The following is an 18,848-nucleotide window of genomic DNA, read 5'->3' as shown; positions in this document are numbered from 1 at the left end:
CTCTTGCGGGCAGGACGATCACATGCCCGCGCGGCGCTCGTGCGAAGCCGGAATCCGCATCGCGAAGCGATCGGGACTCACATGAAGCGATCATCGGCATCGCCGTCACCCGCGGACGAAACCCGACCGCAGGATCTCGGCGCCGAATGCTATCCTCGAACTGCGACCGATCCGGTCGCAATCGGACAAGACGGGGATGGACGGGCCGGCCGTCCGGGCGATGCGCCCTTACATCCCCGGCGCCGTCCAGATCCGGGTCAGCCGGGCCAGGCGCACCAGGGCGGCCTGGAAGTGCTCGGATGTGTCGTCGACCCGCGCGTGGATGCCGAGCGCGCTCAGGCTGACGACCCGGGCCTCGACCTCGCCGATCGTCGCCGCCGCGACCCGGATCGTGGCGTCCGGGACCAGCAACGCCGCCTCCACCGGTGCCAGCAGCAGGCCGCCGCGGCTCAGGTTCAGGATCTCGGTGCGGTAGCTCCGGCCGCCATGGCGCAGCCGCGCCGACAGGGTGACGGGAAAGCGCCGGTCGCGCCGCCGCTCGCTGTCGCGCCGCGACTCGGCGGCGAGGGCCGTCACCGAGGAAGCCGAACCGATCTGTGGCGGGTGGGACGTGAGATTCATGCCCGTTTCGATCGCAGGGATAGGTTAAGTCTCGTTTAATGAATTCATGGTTAACTATCATCTGACAATTTTTCGTTCTTTCCCTGAGATCACCACCACCATGACGAAGGGTCTCGATGCAAGGTCACACCCGGTGGTTGTCCATGCGCGGAGGGCGGCGCGCGGCACGGTGCGGGGCGATCGTCTTGTGACGGCAGGGCCTTGCGGCGGGGAACCCTGGGGCATGACGCCGTGAGCGGGGCACGGTTCGGCTGGCGCGCCGCCCTCGCGCGGCTGTTCGGGCGCGGCGCGGCAGGGCGGGTGCTCGCCGGCTGCCCGGATCTCGTCGCCGAGATCGACGGCGCGGGCCGGCTCGTCTCGGCCTCCCCGGCGAGCCGGGCGCTGACCGGCCGCGCGCCCGAGACCCTCCGGGGCCTCGCCCTGGCGGAACTGGTCCATCCCGAGGACCGGGCCGGTGTCGCGGCCCTGCTCGCCGAGGGCGGCGCCGCGGTGCATCGCCTGTCCCATGCCGACGGGCGGTGGATCTGGGTCGAGACCCGGCTGTCGGCGCAGGGACCGCCCTTCATCGCGGCGATCCGCGATGCGGCCGCGCGCCAGGACGCCGAGGCGTCGCTGCGCGCCAGCCGGGCGCATTACCGGGCGCTCGCCGACACGCTGCCCCAGCTCGTCTGGATGGAGCGCACCGATACCGGCGACACGATCTACGCCAACCCGGCCTTCGAGCGCTATTTCGGGGCGATCGTCCCCGGCCGGGCGGCCCGGCAGGAGCGCTACCACCCGGAGGACCGGCCGCGGATCGCGGTGGCCCTCACGGAGGGCGGCAGCGGCGAGGTGCAGGGGCGCCTGCGCGACCGCGACGGCGCCTATCGCTGGCACCAGCTCTCGTTCCAGCCCCTGCGCAAGGACGACGCGCTCCTCGGCTGGCTCGGCTCGGCCCTCGACATCGACGAGATCCTGGCCGCCCGCCAGGCGCTGGAGGAGACCGGCGACCTCCTGCGCCTCGCCCAGGAGGCCGCGGGGGCGGGCCTGTTCGACCTCGACCTCGTCACCCGCGAGGTGACGCTGGCGCCTTCGAGCGCCCGGCTGCACGGCCTGCCCGGCGACCGCCCGGCGGTAATCTCGCTCGGCGCTTGGCTGCGCCGGCTGGCGCCCGGCGACCGCAAGCCGGCGCTCGCGGCTTTACGCGGGGCGATCGCCGGCGGCGGCACCTTCGACGTCGCGTTCCGGGTCCGGCTGCCCGGCGGGCAGCGCTGGATCCAGGCGATCGGCCGGCTCTGCCGCGACCGGGACGGCCGGCCGCTGCGGGTGACCGGCCTCAACCTCGACATCTCGGCCCGCAAGGATGCCGAGGCCGGGCTCGTCGCCGCCAAGGCGGCTGCGGAATCCGCCAAGGCCGCCGCCGAGGCCGCGAGGACCGCCGCCGAGCGGGCGAACGCCGCCAAGACCGATTTCCTGTCGGCGATGAGCCACGAGATCCGCACGCCGCTGAACGCCGTCATCGGCTTCACCGGCCTGCTCGCCCAGGCCGACGGCCTGGAACCGGATCTGCGGCGCTATGCGGGGCTCGCCCGCGCCTCGGCCGGTGGGCTCCTCACCCTCGTCAACGACATCCTCGACTTCTCCTCGGTCGAGGCCGGGGCGGTCGCCCTGCGCCGCGAGCCCTTCGCCATCGAGGCCCTGGCGGAGGGCTGCCTCGGCGTGGTCGGGGCGGCGGCGGCCGAGAAGAATCTCGACGTGGCGAGCGCCATCGATGCGAGCCTGCCGCGCCGCCTCGTCGGCGACGAGGCGCGGCTGCGCCAGATCCTCCTCAACCTCCTCAACAACGCGGTGAAGTTCACTCCCCGCGGCAGCGTCGCCCTGTCCCTGCGCCACGAGGGTAGCGGCCGGGACGGCGAGCGGGTCCGCTTCTCCGTTGCCGATACCGGCATCGGCATCCCGGCCGACAAGCAGGGCCGGCTGTTCGAGCGCTTCTCGCAGGTCGACAGCTCGATCCGCCGCGATTACGGCGGCACCGGCCTGGGGCTCGCCATCAGCCGCCGCCTCGTCGAGGCGATGGGCGGCGAGATCGGGGTGATCTCGGGAGCCGGCCGCGGCGCGACCTTCTGGTTCACCCTGACGCTGCCCCGGGCCGAGGACCAGGCGCTGCCCGAGGCCCGCGCCGCCGTTCTGCCGAGCCGTCCCGGCCGCATCCTCCTCGTCGAGGACATCGAGGTGAACCGCGAGCTCGCCTGCCTGATGCTGCGCAAGGCCGGCCATCACGTCGACGTCGCCACCGACGGGTTCCAGGCGGTGCGGGCGGTCGAGGGCGGGACCTACGACCTCGTGCTGATGGACGTGCAGATGCCGGGCCTCGACGGCACCATGGCGACGAGGCTGATCCGCTGCCTGCCCGGGCGGCGGGGCGGGTGCCGGTGATCGCCATGACCGCCAACGTGCTGCCCGACCAGGTGCAGTCGTTCCGCGCCGCCGGGATGGACGACCATCTCGGCAAGCCCTTCGCCCCGGCCGAGCTCACCGCGCTCCTCGCCCGCTGGCTCGACCGCGCCCCGCCGGAGGACGAGCCCGCCCCCTCGACCGGGCGCTCTATGACGGCGTCTGCGCCCACCTGCCGCCGGAGGCGGTGCGGCGCTTGCTGGGCCACCTCGCCGAGCAGGTCACCGGGGCGCTGGCAGGGGAGGGGAGGGATGCGGCCGAGCGGGCGCGGCTGCGCTTCGAGGCGCACGGCCTCGTCTCGGCGGCCGGCCTGCTCGGCTTCGCAGCGCTCTCCCGGGCCTGCGCCGAGGTCGAGGCCTGCGGCGAGGACGAGGTCGCGGGCGATTCCGCCGCCTTCCCGCTGGCGCTGTCCCGGGCCCGGGCCCGCTGCTCCGCGGCGGCCTTCGAGACCCGTCGCCTGATTGCCGGGCTGGAGGAGGCTCCCCCGGCGCCGGTCGGTCTCGGCCGGACGGGTTAGGGCGGGGGTGGGGAGGGGCTACCGGTCAATCGAGCCCGGATCGAATGGCCCGCATTGGCTGCGCGAAGACGAGGTCGTCGTCGGAGCCACAATTCGGAAATAAAGCGCTGCTCCGCTCGGCCACACGGAATAACGGACCCACACGTCGCCTCTGACAGTCAACTCCTTGTAAATGCGGGCGCTTTCCCCTCCCCCTTGTGGGGAGGGGTCAGGGGTGGGGGTGGTGCAGGAGGCACCGCTGCGCTCTATCAGGCACCACCCCCACCTCCAACTCCTCCCCACAAGGGGGAGGAGAGACGCGCTACCTCATCACGGGGAGGCCACTCACTGAGGGAGAAAGTACCAGGGCGCGGACGTGTGAATACGATCATGCGCATGCGAGAGCGGATCCCACGACCTTCCGAAACACGGTGAAGGCCGGTGGGAGCCGCATCCGCCGCGGGCCCCGCCTATCCCGGCACGCTTGTGGACACGGACCGCCGGCAGGCTTGACGCCCCATGCGAGACGTCGGTTTCCAGCCGAAATCATCCTGAAGGACGTAAGACTTAATCGCACGGGATGCCGCCCGTCCCGGCAAGGTCCGTTTAAGGATGTCGGCCCGATCCTCGCCCGTATTGCAGGGTCAGGTGGCGTATCGACATGCACCGCAATCTCGCCCGCGTCGGCATCCGGCGCGGCCCGTCTCCGCGCGTCCTCTCCGGATGCCTGTTCGCTCTGGCGGCCTCCGGCCGGCCGGCGCTGGCCGCCGACTGGTATACCGGCACCGAGGCGGCGAGCCCGCAGGAGGCCTGGATCGTCTCGGTCGACACCTCGGCGACCGTGAGCTCGCAGGGCTCGCAATTTGCCGGGGCCACCGCGACCGCGGCGCCCGCCGGCAGCCTCCTCGCCAGCGGCCTGCGCCTGCGGGCGGACGCGACCATCGGCTCGTACCGGGCCGGCACCGGGCTCGGCCAGCAGGCGGAGGTCGCGGCGATGCTCGGCTACGGCTTCGTCTGGCCGGAGGCGGTGCTGTCGGCCTTCGTCGGGCTGAACGTGCGCCGCAACGAGGTGCCGGGGCTCGAGGCGAGCGTGCGCAACGCCGGCGGCCTCAAGGCGGCCCTCGACCTCTATGCCCGGCCGACCCCCGGCACGATGGTGCACGCCACCGGCACCTATTCCAGCACCTTCAACGCCTATTACGGCCGCCTGCGCGGCGGCGTCGCGGTGATGGGCGGCTTCCTCGGGCCGGAATTCGCGCTGCTCGGCGACGATTATTACCGGCAATGGCGGGTCGGCGCCCATTGGAGCGGGTTCCAGTTCGGCGCGCTGCAAGTCGGCGTCGCCGCCGGCTACCTGCACGACCAGACCCGCAAGGGCGGCCTCTACACCACCGTCGACATGCGGGCGGGTTTTTGACGATGGCCGCCTTGCGCTGGATCGCCTGGGGGCTCTCGGCCCTCCTCACAATCGGGTTCCTGGTCCAGCCGGTCGGCCCGGAGGCGCAGACCTGGCTCTGCGCCGCCGCTTGCGCCGGCATGGCCGCCCTGTGGCTGCTGGCGCCGCGGCGCGGCCTGCCGCGCCTCGCCTTCCTGGCGCTCGGCAGCCTGGTGGTGATCCGCTACGTCTACTGGCGCCTCACCGGCACGCTGCCCTCCCTCGACGATCCCGTCGGCCTCGGTTTCGGCCTGCTGCTGCTCGCCGCCGAGCTCTATTGCGTGCTGATCCTGGCGGTCAGCCTCGTGGTCAATGCCGATCCCCTGGTGCGCGCCCCCGTCGCCCTGCCGCCGGCCGCGGAACTGCCCGCCGTCGACTTGCTGATCCCGAGCTACAACGAGCCGACCGAGCTTCTCGCCGCGACCCTCGCGGCGGCCCTCAACCTGGACTATCCGGCGGAGAAGCTCACCGTCTGGCTCCTCGACGACGGCGGCACCGATCAGAAATGCACCGATCCGAACCCCGAGAGAGCGCAAGCCGCGAGAGCCCGCCGGGCCGAGTTGCAGGCGCTCTGCTGTGACTTGGGCGCCCGCTACCTGACGCGCGCCCGCAACGAGCACGCCAAGGCCGGCAACCTCAACAACGGGCTCTGTGCCTCGCGGGCCGAGATCGTGCTGGTGCTCGACGCCGACCACGCGCCGTTCCGCTCGTTCCTCGCCGAGACGGTCGGGCTGTTTTCCCGGGATCCGAACCTGTTCCTGGTCCAGACCCCGCACGTCTTCCTCAATCCCGATCCGATCGAGCGCAACTTGCGCACCTTCGCCCGCATGCCGTCCGAGAACGAGATGTTCTACGGCGTGACCCAGACTGGGCTCGACAAGTGGAACGGCTCGTTCTTCTGCGGCTCGGCGGCGCTCCTGCGCCGTCGCGCCCTCGATGCCGTCGGGGGATTTTCCGGCATCACCATCACGGAGGATTGCGAGACCGCCCTCGACCTGCACGGCAAGGGCTGGACCAGCGCCTATGTCGGCCAGCCGCTGATCGCGGGCTTGCAGCCCGAGAGCCTGGCCGATTTCATCGTCCAGCGCGGCCGCTGGTGCCAGGGCATGATCCAGATCCTGATGCTCAAGAACCCGCTGATGAAGCGCGGTTTGCGGCCGATCCAGAAGCTCGCCTACCTGTCGAGCATGACGTTCTGGTTCTTCCCGCTGCCGCGGCTGATCTTCATGCTCGCGCCGCTCCTGCACATCTTCTTCGACGTCAAGATCTTCGTCTCGTCGGTTGACGAGGCCCTGGCCTATACGGCGACCTACATCGTCGCCAACCTGATGATCCAGAACTACCTGTATGGCCACGTGCGCTGGCCGTTCGTCTCGGAGCTCTACGAGTACGTCCAGGGCGTGTTCCTGGTCCGCTCGATCGCCTCGGTGATCCTCTCGCCCCGGCGCCCGAGCTTCTCGGTCACCGCCAAGGGCGCCGGCCTCGACCGCGACCACCTCTCCGCCCTGGCCTGGCCGTTCTTCGCGATCTTCGCCGCTCTCGCCGCCGGCTGCGGCATGGCGGCGTGGCGCTACCTCTACGAGCCCGGCGTCACCAGCCTGATGCTGGTCGTCGGCCTGTGGTGCGGGTTCAACCTGGTGATCGCCGGCGTGGCCCTCGGCGTGGTCGCCGAGCGGCGCCAGGACGAGCGCGTCCCGAGCCTCCCGGTCGGACGGCCGGCTTCGGCGGCGATCGGATCTGAGCAGATCCCCGTCACGGTCGAGCGGATGAGCGCCGAGGCCGCGACCCTGCGCCGGACCGACGGCGCGCCCTGGCCGGCGATGCCCGAGGGCGGTCTCCTGCACGCCGCCGCCGGACCGGCCTTGCCCTTCACCCTCCGGGCTGCGCCCGAGCCGGACCTGCGGGTCGTCGCCTTCGCAGCCCTTGCGCCGGCGCAGTATCGGACGGTGGCGGGCCTGATGTACGGCGATGCCGGCGCCCTGCGCGGCTTCCTCGCGAGCCGCCGTCGCCACCGCGACCTTCTCACCGGCAGCTTGCGCTTCCTCGCCTGGGGCATCGCCGAGCCGGTGCGGGCCCTGTCCTACATCGGCAAGTCCGCGCGCGCGCCGGTCGCGCCCGCGCCGAAGGGCAAGGTCGACAGTCTGCCCGAGATGTCGGCGGGGCTTCCGGAGTCCGCCGCGCTGCCGCTCCGCCCCGCCGCCGAGCCGGCCCCGCACGCGATCCTCGCCGACCGGATCGCCCGCGAACGGCCGAGCGTCGCGCCGCTCCCCGCCGCCGCCTCGCCCGTGCCGGTCGTGTCTGCCGCGGCGCCTCCGGTGGACCTCCCGGCGCAGGCCCTCTTGCAGGCTGCCTTGGAGGCCCTTGTAGCAATGCCCGTGGACGTTTCCCCGGGGATTCCCGCGGTCCTCCGGCCCGAGCCGCTTTCCGCTCCGGTGGCGGCCGCGGTCGAGGCACCCGTTCACGCCCCGGTCGCGCCCGAGGCTCCGGTCGACGAAGCCGTCTGGCGGATGGCCATCGCCGATCTCCTCGCCGCCGCGCCCGCATCCGGCGAGGCCCTCGCCGCCGGCGCGCTCGACGCGGCGGCCTGGGCCGAGAGCATCCGGGCGCTCGCCGGCCCCGGGACCGCCCCGGTCCCGCTGCCGCGCCGCGCGAGCCCCCTCGACGCCGCTCCCCCTGCCGCCCTCCGCGACGCCTTCGCGCTCTTGCGCGACGCGGCGTCCCGCAACGCCGCCTGAGGAGATTCTTCGGGATGCGCCGCCTCCTCGTCTCCACCGTCGCAATCCTGTGCGGCGCATCGGCCTCGGTGCCCGCCCGGGCCCAGACCTTCTCGGGCTTCAGCCCGACTCCCACCATGATGCTGCCGGGCACGATCCCCCGGCTCCTCCGGCGGCGGCCCCCGCCCCGACGGGCCCGGCCCTGCGGCGCCTCCCGGCCGTGGCAGGCCCCTTGAGGCTCTGGGGCGAGACCGGCACCGTCACCTGGCCGCTCTTCGTCACCGCCGCGGAGGCGCGGGCCGGGGCCGGTTCCAGGTCGGCTACCTGTCGGCGATCTCGGTCCTGCCGGAGGCCTCGACCCTGCGGATCGTCCTCAACGGCGCCGAGATCGGCCGCACGGCGGTCGACGGCGCCCGCGGCCTGCGGCGCGAGACCGTGACGATCCCGCCCGGCGCCCTGCGGCCCGGCTTCAACGCCGTGACGATCGCGGTCGACCAGCGCCACCGCGTCGATTGCTCGGTGCCGGCGACCTACGAATTGTGGACCCAGATCGATCCCGACACGACCGGCCTCGTCGCCGCGGGGAGGGGATCGCCGACCTCGCCGATCTTCCCGCCGCCCGGCCGGGGCCGGACGGCGCCGTGCCGATCCGCCTGATCCAGACCGGCGAGCGCCTGTCCGAGCGCCGCGTCGAAGGCCTCCTCGCCGGGGCCCAGGCCCTGGCGCTGGCGGGCCGGCTCGGTCAGCCCGCCGTCTCCTTCGCCCCGACGCCCGAATCCGGCGACGGCCTCGCCCTGGCGGTGGCGCCCGCGGCCGAGCTCGCCCGCAGCCTCGACATCGCCTCCCTCGGGCCCGTCACCGGTCCGCGCCTCGCCCTCCTGCCGGGCACGCCCGTCCGCCGCCCGGTCGTCGTCGTCACCGGGCCGGGCGAGGCCGACGTCGCGGCGGCGCTCGCGCAGCTCGCCGATCTGGCCGCCAAGCCGGTGCAGGGCACGCTGCAGGGGCTCGATGCGCTGCGCGACGCGAACGGCCGGCCGGTCACCGGGGCCGGGAGCCTGACGCTCGCCGATCTCGGCTTCAGCGACAGGGTGGTCGGCGGGCGGACCGCCCAGCTCACCCTCGATCTCTCCCTGCCGCACGACCTCCTGGCCGCCGACTACGCCAAGCTCGCCCTCGACCTCGACGCCACCTATCCCGCCGGCCTCGCGCCCGGCGCGCAGGTCAGCGTGGCGATCAACGGCGAGGCGGCGGGCAGCGTCCCCCTCGGCAAGGCCGGCGGCGAGACCTTGCGCCGTCGCACGGTCTTCCTGCCCCTGCGCCTGCTGCGCCCCGGCCTCAACCGGATCACCCTGCTGGCCGAGCTGCCCCGGGCCGACGACCGCACTTGCACCAGCCCGGCCGGCGAGCGCCTGATCCTGCGCGCCAGCACCCGCCTGACCATCCCCGACCTCGCCCGGATCGCCCGCCAGCCGGATCTCGCCGCCACCGCGGCCGCCGGCTTCCCGTACCGGGCGGGCGGCGAGGGCCGTGCCCCGACCCTGTCGGTGCCCGCTCCCGACCGCGACACCATGGCGGCCGCCGCCACCCTGGCGACCCGCCTCGGCATCGCGGCGGGCCGGCCGATCCCCTTCGCCTTCGCGGCCGGGCGCAGCGGCGTGGTCGGGCCGACCGTGATGGTGGCGGCCCTGCGCAGCCTCGATGCGCCGCTCCTGACGGCCGCCGGCCTCGACCCCCAGGCCCTGCGCGATGCCTGGATCAGACGCGACGAGCCGGCCCCGGCGCCTGAGGCGAGCCCGACCCTGCGCCGCCAGCTCCTGCGCCGCGGCGGCATCCCGGGCTGCCGCGCGGCGGCGACCGCCTCGCTCGGCCTGCCCGAGGCCGCCCTCGTCCTCGCCCAAGGCGTGACCGGGCCGGCACCCGACGACGTGCTGACCCTCGTCACCGCCCCGAGCCCGGCGGGTTTGAGCGAGGCGACCGCCTGCCTCGTGCAGCCCCTGGTCTGGAGCCGGCCCCGCGGCGGCGTCACCCTGCTGGCATCCGACGGTGCCGTCGCGGTGCAGGAGCCGGAGAGCGCCCGGTACGTCGCCACCGCGCCGGCCTCGTTCGGCAACCTGCGCCGCATCGCCGCCGGCTGGCTCTCCCTCAACCGCGGGGTCTACGCCCTGATGGCCCTCGCCTGCGCCGGGCTGCTCGCCGCCTCCACCCACCAGCTGGTGCGCAACCTCGGCAGGAAGACGTCATGAAGACTGTCGCGATCCTGCTGGCGCTGCTCGCCCTCTGCACCGCCGCCGCGGCGCAGGCCCCGCCGCTCGCCGACCAGGACGGCTGGCGCGCCTACAAGGCCCGCTTCGTCACGGAGGCCGGCCGCGTCGTCGATACCGGCAATGGCGGCATCAGCCACAGCGAGGGCCAGGGCTACGGCATGCTGCTCGCCGCTCTCGCCGGCGACCGCGCCACCTTCGAGCGGATCTGGACCTGGACCCGCGCCAACCTGATGGTGCGCGACGACCAGCTCCTCGCCTGGCGCTGGGAGCCCGACCGGCGCCCGGCCGTCGCCGACATGAACGACGCCGCCGACGGCGACCTCCTGGTCGCCTGGGCGCTGGCCGAGGCGGTGACGCTCTGGAACGATCCCTCCCACCGGGTCGCCGGCCGGCGCATCGCGGTCGAGCTCGGCCGCAAGCTGATCCTGCCGCGAGCCGCCCACGGGCCGCTGCTCCTGCCCGGCGTGGCGGGATTCTCCGCCGAGGACCGTCCCGACGGCCCGGTGGTCAACCTGTCCTACTGGATCTTCCCGGCCTTCGACCGGTTGCCGCTCCTCGCGCCGGAATTCGACTGGGCCGGGCTCGACCGCAGCGGCCGCCGGCTGCTCCGGGCCGCCCGGTTCGGCCCCGCCCGGCTGCCGAGCGAGTGGATCTCCCTCGCCGAGGCTGCCCCTCGGCCCGCCGACGGCTTCGCGCCCGACTTCGCCTACAACGCGCTGCGCATCCCGCTCTACCTCGCCATGGCGGGCACGACCGATACCGACCTCTACGCGCCCTTCCTGACCCTCTGGCCGCGGGCGGATGCCGGCAACCTCCCCCTCGTCGATACGGGGAGCGGCAAGGTCACCGCCCGCCTCTCCGAGGCCGGCTACGGCGCCGTCCCGGCCCTCGCCGCCTGCGCCGCCCGCGGCACGCCGTTCCCGCGCTCGCTGACCCAGGTGCGGGCCGAGACCGAGCATTACTACCCGGCGACCCTGCAGCTCCTGGCGCTGGCCGCCCTCAGGACGAGGTATCCCGCATGCGCCCCGCGCTGATCCTCGCCCTCGTTCTCGCCGGTGCGACGCCCGCGAGCGCGGCCGAGTCCCGGCCCGACGAGACGGCGCTGCGCTACTACGCCGCCCAGCGCCAGCCCGAGCGGGTCGCCGCCGAAACGGCGCGCCTGTCGCGCCGCTTCCCGGGCTGGACGCCGCCCGCCGACCTCTGGACCGCCGAGCCGGGCGCCGAGGACGAGGAGGGCTTCTGGGATCTCCTGAATGCCGGCCGCCTCGACGCCCTGAAGACGGCGCTGACCGACCGCACCCGCGCCGAGCCGGGCTGGACACCCTCCGGGGCGCTCGCCGGCGCCCTGACCCGCCGCCTTCTGCGTGACGAGGTGCGGGCGCTCGTGAAGGCCGGGCGCTGGGACGACCTCGCGGGCCTCGCCGAACGACGCCGGCCGGAGATCGAATCGGGCGAGGCGGAGGTGGCCTGGAGCGCCGCCGAGGCTTTCGCCCGCGCCGACCGGGCGCCGGAGGCGATCGCGCTGTTTACTCGTGCGCTCTCCGTCCCCGGCGCGGGCGCCGACGAGCGCCGGGCCGGCCTCCTGCGGGCGCTGCCGCTGCTGCCGATGGCCGAGATCGACCGGCTCAGCCAAAAAATCCCCGCCGACGACCTCGCGCCGATCCGCATCGACCTGATCCGCGCCCGCCTCTCGGCGGTTCTGCACGACGAGGCCGGCCAGGCGGTGGCGCCTGCGGATCTCGCCGCCTTCCAGGCCTATGCCGAGGCGGCGCCCGATCCCGACCAGCCGGCGCTCGTGGCCTGGTACGCCTTCAAGCGCAGCGACCTGGCCGAGGCCCTGTCCTGGTTCAAGCGCGCCATCGCCCGGGGCGGCGACGCGATGGTGGCGCACGGCCTCGCCCATACCCTGCTGCGCCTCGGCCTGCGCCGGGAGGCGGAGGACGTGGCCTATGCCTGGCGCGAGCCGCTGGTGAACAATTCGCTCCTGTTCATCGACATCCTGGAGCGCGACCTGACCCGCGCGGTGCCCCCGGCGATCGAGCCCGAGCGCCTGCGCCGCTACGCCGAGGTCACCGCCGCCACCGCGTCCGGCGAGGGCGCGCAGGCGCTCGCCTGGTACGCGACCAATACCTGCCAGTTCGATGCGGCGCTCGCGTGGTTCCGCCGTGCCGTGGCATGGTACCCCAAGGAGGCGACCGTCTACGGCTACGCCCTGGCGCTCCAGCGGGCGGGCCAGCAGCGCGCCTTCGTCGACCTCGTCAACCGCTACGACGGGCTGTTTCCGCGGGTGGTCGGCCTCGTCTTCTCGCCCCGCGCCGACCGGCCCTCGCCCTGCGACGCCCCGGCGCCGCGCCCGGCGGAGCCGGCCTCCCGCCACGCCTATCTCGACCTCGCGCCCCGGCTCGGATCCGAGCAGCGCAGCCGCGTGCCCCAGCCCGATGCGCTGGCGGCCTCCGCCGCTCCGCTCGTGCGCCGCAGCGACTTCCCGGTCGCCGTGGTGCCCGAGAACGAGCTGCGCGCCGCGCCCGCCGGCAGCCCCTTCGCCGTCACCCCGCGCCGGCCCGTCCCACCGGCCGCCTGCCGACCACCGCGCGGCGCGTCCCCGGCGTCGGGCCGATGCCCTACGAGCGCTACGGCTTCTCGCTCCTGCCGGCCTGGACCGGCGAGACCGGCCCCAGCATCCCGAGCGCGGCCGAGCGCCCCGCGCCCCTCGGCAGCCTGTGGTCGGCGATGCGGGCGGTGCCCGCCGATCCGCCCGTCCAGCACGACGTCGCCACCACCGGCGCCGTCCTCCCCCGTCACCGGAAGCCCCAGCCGTGAACCGCCCGCTCGCTCTCGCCGCCGCCATCCTCACCCTGGGCGCCTGCACCGCGCAGGAGCGCGCCGCCGCGCCGCGTTTCAGCAGCCTCGATGCCGCCGCCTTGCCGGCCGGCCCGGTCCCGCTTCGGGCGACCCCGGTCGTCGTCCTGCCGGCCTGGATCGGGCGGCCGGTCTCGGTGCGCGAGCGCGACGGCGCCGGCGGGTTCGAACAGGCAATCACGCTGAGCCCTCCCGGGCACCGGAGCGCGCACAAGGACCTGATTCTGGCCTCGTCTCCGAAGGATGGCGGGCTCGACGGCCTCCTGGGCGGCAAGCCGACCGAGGCCGGCATCCGCGCCGAGATCGCCGGCGCCTTCCCCGGCCTGGCGATGCAGGTCGTCACCCGCCCCTCCGCCAACGCTTACGGCCCCTACGGCCTCGCCATCGGCCGCACGGGCGCGACGCGCTGCCTCTATGCCTGGCAGTGGATCCCGGCGGCGCCGGTGCTTGCGGGCGGCGCGGTCGTGCCCCTGTCGTTACGCCTGCGCCTGTGCCGGGACGACGTCGCCTTCGAGGCGATGGCCGCCGCGGTGACCCAGCTGCGCCTGGTGCCGCGCTTTGCCGGTGAACCCGTGGCGATGCCGGCCCGCGCCCCGTACCGCCCGCGCCAAGAGACCCGAAGCCAAGAGACCCGAAGCCAAGAGGCCCGAAGCCAAGAGGCCCGAAACCAGGGGGCCCGCCGTCAGGCTCCTCCCGCACCGGTCGCCGCCGCGCCGGCCCCCGAGCCCGCCCCGTCCGGCGCGCGCTATCTCGGCGAGGCGGCCGAGGCCGGCGCGGCCGCGACCGGCGTCAGGACCGCCACGATGCGCACCGTCCTCGCGGGCGCGGTCGAGCCTCCGTCTCCGGTGTCGGCGAGCCTGCCCCCCGACGCCGCGATCCTGCCGCCGGAAGCGACGCGCGGCCCGGCCCCGCGCCCGTGACCCCCTCTCTCGTATCGTTGCCCGAGCGGAGTAACCGATGAGCCTGCGCCTTCTCGTGGTCGAGGACGATCCCGGCTTCCAGGACCTAGTCCGCGCCCTGTGCGAACGCCGGGGCGACAGCGTCGACGTCGCCGCCGACGGCTTTCTCGGTCTGCGGCTCCTGAGCGAGCGTCGCCACGACGTGGTGATGATCGACTACCACCTGCCCGAGATGGACGGCTACGCCCTGGCGCGGCTGATGCGCGAGGTCTCCCGCCCCGAGGACAAGGTGCGGCTGATCGGCGTGACCGCCGACCGGCACGGGCTCGCCTCCCGGCGCGGCGCCGACGCGCGGTTCGACGCCATCCTGGTCAAACCCCTCGACCCGGCGGCGCTCTACGCCGCCCTCGACCGGCTGACCCGCCCGGAGGAGGTTCCGCCGCCCGAGACCGGGGCCGATGCCGTCTGGCGTCGGTTCGGCCTGACCGGGCGGCCCCGCGCCCTGATCTGCCCGGCCCCTGGCCCCGCCGAGGCCGCGGCCTTCGCCCAGGCCTTCGTGCCGGTGACGCGCGCGGCCGACGCCGACCTGCTCCTCCTCAGCGGCGAGGCCGGGCTCCCGGCCTTGCGCGCCGCCCGGGCCGAGACGCCGACCCGCCCGGTGCCGAGCGTCGACCTCACCGGGCGCCTGCCGGGCGCCTGCGACGTGAGCTTCCGGGTCGCCGAGCCGGCCTCCTGGGCGGCCGTGGCCGAGGCCTGCACCGGCTTTGCCGCCCGCCGCGCCGGGCTCGGCCTGGGGGAGGGGCCTGTCGAACCCGCCTCCCACCTCCTGGCCCTGCTCCAGGTCTCCGCCCGTGACCTGCCGCTGACGGGCGGGGAGGGGGGATCGGTCTACGAGACCGGCCTGTCGCCCGCCGCCCTGATGGGCGCGGTGCTGACCCTCACCGAGGCCGGGGCACTCGCCTGCCTGGCCTCCGGCAGCGGGGTGAGCGTGCGCCTGACCGAGGCCGGGCGTCGCGCGGCAGAAGCCGGCCCCGTCCCGGACGCACCCGCCCGTCCGCCGGTGCTCGACGCGCGCAAGACCGCCGAGCTCACGCGCCTGATCGGCGACGCGGAGTTGCGCCGCCTGCGCGACCGGCTGATGGGCCAGCTCGCCACCGCCTTCGCCCCGCAGGCCGACCCCGCCACCCTGGCGCACGAGGCCCACGTCATCGTGGCGATGGCCGGGAGCCTCGGCTTCGACGATCTGGCCGCCGCCTGCCGCACGCTCGAAGCCGCCATAACGGCCGGCACCGGCCTGCCCGACGCCGTGACCGAGGCTCGCCGCGCGGTGGGCGCCGCGCGCAGCCACTGCGCGGCCGCCTGACGCCGAAAGGGGAGGGGATGTCTGTCGCGAGAGTTTCACAAACCGGTTGACGGGCGAAAATCCGGGGCCTATACGACCATCCATCGGCGCCGGCCGCTTCCGCGGACCGGCCGCTGAGCCATCTTCGAGACAGTCTGGGCCGGCAAGCCTGACCTTGGTCAGGCGCTGGTCCTGTTGTCGCCGACGATACCCCGGTTCAACCGGGTCGCTCTTTGACAAGTTCATACGAGAAAGAGAAGCGTGGACGGCGTCGTCCCTGCGGATCGGTTCTTCGGAGCCGGTCGTGAGTAGGATGATGCTGGTCTGACGTTTCGGTGCTCACACGATCAGGCGGAAACGCCGGTCGGTCGTGAGCCTCCGTTTTAGTTGTGATCAGCTATGATCAGCTCTTCAACTTGAGAGTTTGATCCTGGCTCAGAGCGAACGCTGGCGGCAGGCTTAACACATGCAAGTCGAGCGGGCCCTTCGGGGTCAGCGGCAGACGGGTGAGTAACGCGTGGGAACGTGCCCTTCGGTTTGGAATAACTCAGGGAAACTTGAGCTAATACCGGATACGCCCTTTTGGGGAAAGGCTTGACTGCCGAAGGATCGGCCCGCGTCTGATTAGCTAGTTGGTGAGGTTACGGCTCACCAAGGCGACGATCAGTAGCTGGTCTGAGAGGATGATCAGCCACACTGGGACTGAGACACGGCCCAGACTCCTACGGGAGGCAGCAGTGGGGAATATTGGACAATGGGGGCAACCCTGATCCAGCCATGCCGCGTGAGTGATGACGGCCTTAGGGTTGTAAAGCTCTTTTCTCCGGGACGATAATGACGGTACCGGAGGAATAAGCCCCGGCTAACTTCGTGCCAGCAGCCGCGGTAATACGAAGGGGGCTAGCGTTGCTCGGAATCACTGGGCGTAAAGGGCGCGTAGGCGGCTGATTTAGTCGAGGGTGAAAGCCCGTGGCTCAACCACGGAATGGCCTTCGATACTGGTTGGCTTGAGACCGGAAGAGGACAGCGGAACTGCGAGTGTAGAGGTGAAATTCGTAGATATTCGCAAGAACACCAGTGGCGAAGGCGGCTGTCTGGTCCGGTTCTGACGCTGAGGCGCGAAAGCGTGGGGAGCAAACAGGATTAGATACCCTGGTAGTCCACGCTGTAAACGATGAATGCTAGCCGTTGGGATGCATGCATTTCAGTGGCGCCGCTAACGCATTAAGCATTCCGCCTGGGGAGTACGGTCGCAAGATTAAAACTCAAAGGAATTGACGGGGGCCCGCACAAGCGGTGGAGCATGTGGTTTAATTCGAAGCAACGCGCAGAACCTTACCATCCCTTGACATGGCATGCGAACTCGAGAGATCGGGTGTCCTCTTCGGAGGCGTGCACACAGGTGCTGCATGGCTGTCGTCAGCTCGTGTCGTGAGATGTTGGGTTAAGTCCCGCAACGAGCGCAACCCACGTCCCTAGTTGCCATCATTAGGTTGGGCACTCTGGGGAGACTGCCGGTGATAAGCCGCGAGGAAGGTGTGGATGACGTCAAGTCCTCATGGCCCTTACGGGATGGGCTACACACGTGCTACAATGGCGGTGACAATGGGCAGCGAAGGGGCGACCTGGAGCGAATCCCCAAAAGCCGTCTCAGTTCGGATTGCACTCTGCAACTCGGGTGCATGAAGGCGGAATCGCTAGTAATCGTGGATCAGCACGCCACGGTGAATACGTTCCCGGGCCTTGTACACACCGCCCGTCACACCATGGGAGTTGGTCTTACCCGACGGCGCTGCGCCAACCGCAAGGAGGCAGGCGACCACGGTAGGGTCAGCGACTGGGGTGAAGTCGTAACAAGGTAGCCGTAGGGGAACCTGCGGCTGGATCACCTCCTTTCTAAGGATGCTGTTGGCAGGATGATCGGGTGACCGGTCCTCTCCTCGTACGGCGTCATTGGAATCAGAACCCAGTCAGGGTTCATATGGCGGGACGCGCCGTCTTCGTTTCTCTTTCTCATCATCCGGACACGCTGGTGGAACCAGCGACGGGCCTGTAGCTCAGGTGGTTAGAGCGCACCCCTGATAAGGGTGAGGTCGGACGTTCGAGTCGTCCCAGGCCCACCATTGTTCTTGGGGCCTCAAACGCCGGCGGCGACATCCGTCGCCTCAGGCTTCCCGCGTCACGCGGCGCGGCGGCCAGTCGGCCTTGCGAGGCTTCGCCTCGACCATCCTGAGCGGCGCCCCAGGGGCTGTAGCTCAGTTGGGAGAGCGCGTGCTTTGCAAGCATGAGGTCGTCGGTTCGATCCCGTCCAGCTCCACCACCCTCCCCTGCCGAACGGCAGTGAGGTCGAGGGTCGTCCGGATCAAAGAGCTTCGCACCATCGACGCCTAGAGCGGGTGGCTGCGGATATCTGACATCGTGAAGAGGGAATGTGCCCGGGTCGCTGTGAAAGCGGCGGACCTGGGTGCGTTCGGCAAGCATAAGGCAGTCGCTGCGAAAGCGGTGGCTGCCGGTCTTTATCGTGACCGTGGATGGCGGTGAGCGATGGCCCCAACAGGCTGTCGGTCACGCCGGACACCGATCATGAGAGCGATCAAGTGCCTTAAGAGCATCTGGTGGATGCCTTGGCGCTGAGAGGCGATGAAGGACGTGGTACGCTGCGATAAGCCTTGGGGAGCTGCGAACGAGCTTTGATCCGAGGATCTCCGAATGGGGAAACCCACCTTCAGCCACCGTATCGTGGATCCAGTTCGCTGGGTCTGCGCTACGATGGTTTACGAAGGTATCAAATCCTGAATTCATAGGGGTTTGAAGCGAACCCGGGGAACTGAAACATCTCAGTACCCGGAGGAAAGGACATCAACGAGACTCCGTCAGTAGTGGCGAGCGAACGCGGACCAGGCCAGCGCCTGGCATGACGCTTACCGGAACGGCCTGGAATGGCCGGCAGGATGGGTGACAGCCCCGTACGGGACAAGCCAATGCCAGGACACGAGTAAGGCGGGACACGTGAAATCCTGTCTGAAGATGGGGGGACCACCCTCCAAGCCTAAGTACTCCTCAGCGACCGATAGCGAACCAGTACCGTGAGGGAAAGGTGAAAAGCACCCCGACGAGGGGAGTGAAACAGTTCCTGAAACCGGATGCTTACAAACAGTGGGAGCCCAAGGTTCGTCCTGGGTGACTGCGTACCTTTTGTATAATGGGTCAGCGACTTAAAGTAACGAGCAAGCTTAAGCCGGTAGGCGAAGGCGCAGCGAAAGCGAGTCTGAACAGGGCGTTCAGTTCGTTGCTTTAGACCCGAAACCAGGTGATCTAGCCATGCGCAGGATGAAGGTGCGGTAACACGCACTGGAGGTCCGAACCAGTGCCCGTTGAAAAGGTCTTGGATGACGTGTGGTTAGGGGTGAAAGGCCAATCAAACCTGGACATAGCTGGTTCTCCGCGAAAGCTATTTAGGTAGCGCCTCGAGCGAATGCCGTGCGGGGTAGAGCACTGGATGGGCTAGGGCCGCCCACAGCGGTACCGCACTCAACCAAACTCCGAATACGCACGAGCACTACTCGGGAGACACACGGCGGGTGCTAACGTCCGTCGTGAAGAGGGCAACAACCCTGACCGACAGCTAAGGCCCCCAATTCGTGGCTAAGTGGGAAAGGATGTGGGACTCCCAAAACAACCAGGAGGTTGGCTTAGAAGCAGCCATCCTTTAAAGAAAGCGTAACAGCTCACTGGTCTAGCCAAGGGGTCCTGCGCCGAAAATGTAACGGGGCTCAAGCCACGAG

Annotated in this window: 10 protein-coding genes, 2 tRNA genes, 2 rRNA genes and 1 pseudogene (1 of these 15 only partly in view); 14 read left to right on the top strand and 1 reads right to left on the bottom strand. The window is 71.4% G+C overall.

The genetic code is table 11. From position 1 onward, the window contains the following. Positions 1–228 precede the first annotated feature (228 nt). Complete coding sequence (locus F1D61_RS02805) at positions 229–621, bottom strand: PilZ domain-containing protein (RefSeq protein ID WP_203156415.1); 393 nt, start codon at positions 619–621, stop codon at positions 229–231. A gap of 231 nt (positions 622–852) precedes the next feature. Here F1D61_RS02805 and F1D61_RS02800 point away from each other — a divergent pair, with 231 nt between their 5' ends. The 14 genes and pseudogenes from F1D61_RS02800 to F1D61_RS02730 form a co-directional block, all read left to right on the top strand. Then, positions 853–3,036, top strand: a complete 2,184-nt coding sequence (locus tag F1D61_RS02800; RefSeq protein WP_203156414.1) for an ATP-binding protein — start codon at positions 853–855, stop codon at positions 3,034–3,036. A 205-nt stretch (positions 3,037–3,241) separates the two neighbouring features. After that, on the top strand, positions 3,242–3,571 hold the full coding sequence (locus F1D61_RS02795) for an Hpt domain-containing protein (RefSeq protein WP_203156413.1): 330 nt from the start codon (positions 3,242–3,244) through the stop codon (positions 3,569–3,571). Positions 3,572–4,211: 640 nt separating this feature from the next. After that, the gene (bcsS, locus tag F1D61_RS02790) at positions 4,212–4,967 is read left to right on the top strand and encodes a cellulose biosynthesis protein BcsS (RefSeq protein ID WP_203156412.1); all 756 of its coding nucleotides are present in this window, start codon (positions 4,212–4,214) and stop codon (positions 4,965–4,967) included. Between the two features lie 2 nt (positions 4,968–4,969). Next, positions 4,970–7,720, top strand: coding sequence for a UDP-forming cellulose synthase catalytic subunit (gene bcsA / locus F1D61_RS02785; RefSeq protein WP_203156411.1), 2,751 nt, complete (start codon positions 4,970–4,972; stop codon positions 7,718–7,720). Between the two features lie 14 nt (positions 7,721–7,734). Continuing rightward, positions 7,735–7,935, top strand: coding sequence for a hypothetical protein (locus tag F1D61_RS02780; RefSeq protein WP_203156410.1), 201 nt, complete (start codon positions 7,735–7,737; stop codon positions 7,933–7,935). Between the two features lie 4 nt (positions 7,936–7,939). Continuing rightward, complete coding sequence (locus tag F1D61_RS02775) at positions 7,940–8,356, top strand: cellulose biosynthesis cyclic di-GMP-binding regulatory protein BcsB (RefSeq protein WP_203158896.1); 417 nt, start codon at positions 7,940–7,942, stop codon at positions 8,354–8,356. After that, positions 8,341–9,942, top strand: coding sequence for a cellulose biosynthesis cyclic di-GMP-binding regulatory protein BcsB (locus F1D61_RS02770; RefSeq protein ID WP_203156409.1), 1,602 nt, complete (start codon positions 8,341–8,343; stop codon positions 9,940–9,942). Before F1D61_RS02775 ends, F1D61_RS02770 begins: the two co-directional genes overlap by 16 nt. Beyond that, positions 9,939–10,997 (top strand): glycosyl hydrolase family 8, encoded by a 1,059-nt coding sequence (locus tag F1D61_RS02765; protein ID WP_203156408.1) that lies wholly within the window; start codon positions 9,939–9,941, stop codon positions 10,995–10,997. The genes F1D61_RS02770 and F1D61_RS02765 overlap by 4 nt, the downstream gene beginning before the upstream one ends. Before the next feature lie 1,107 nt (positions 10,998–12,104). After that, positions 12,105–13,322 (top strand): annotated as a pseudogene (gene bcsN, locus F1D61_RS02755) (cellulose biosynthesis protein BcsN); the annotation flags it as partial. Between the two features lie 457 nt (positions 13,323–13,779). Further along, a complete protein-coding gene (locus F1D61_RS02750; protein ID WP_203156405.1) occupies positions 13,780–15,084 on the top strand; it encodes a response regulator in 1,305 nt (434 codons plus the stop codon). Positions 15,085–15,475: 391 nt separating this feature from the next. Further along, positions 15,476–16,959, top strand: a 16S ribosomal RNA gene (locus F1D61_RS02745). Between the two features lie 150 nt (positions 16,960–17,109). After that, positions 17,110–17,186, top strand: a tRNA-Ile gene (locus F1D61_RS02740). 121 nt (positions 17,187–17,307) lie between these two features. Then, positions 17,308–17,383, top strand: a tRNA-Ala gene (locus F1D61_RS02735). Between the two features lie 271 nt (positions 17,384–17,654). After that, positions 17,655–18,848: ribosomal RNA gene (locus F1D61_RS02730) — 23S ribosomal RNA — on the top strand (it continues 1,612 nt past the right edge of the window). The 16S and 23S rRNA genes sit together here with 2 tRNA genes alongside, the layout of an rRNA operon.

Source organism: Methylobacterium aquaticum (genome assembly GCF_016804325.1).
Lineage (GTDB): Bacteria > Pseudomonadota > Alphaproteobacteria > Rhizobiales > Beijerinckiaceae > Methylobacterium > Methylobacterium aquaticum_C.
Note: the sequence above shows the minus strand (reverse complement) of the source record. Positions and strands in the feature narration are given on the sequence as shown.

Coding starts and splice junctions, on each gene's coding strand:
- F1D61_RS02805 (WP_203156415.1), bottom strand. CDS start 621: ATGAATCTCACGTCCCACCCGCCACAGATCGGTTCGGCTTCCTCGGTG.
- bcsS (WP_203156412.1), top strand. CDS start 4,212: ATGCACCGCAATCTCGCCCGCGTCGGCATCCGGCGCGGCCCGTCTCCG.
- bcsA (WP_203156411.1), top strand. CDS start 4,970: ATGGCCGCCTTGCGCTGGATCGCCTGGGGGCTCTCGGCCCTCCTCACA.
- F1D61_RS02780 (WP_203156410.1), top strand. CDS start 7,735: ATGCGCCGCCTCCTCGTCTCCACCGTCGCAATCCTGTGCGGCGCATCG.
- F1D61_RS02765 (WP_203156408.1), top strand. CDS start 9,939: ATGAAGACTGTCGCGATCCTGCTGGCGCTGCTCGCCCTCTGCACCGCC.
- F1D61_RS02750 (WP_203156405.1), top strand. CDS start 13,780: ATGAGCCTGCGCCTTCTCGTGGTCGAGGACGATCCCGGCTTCCAGGAC.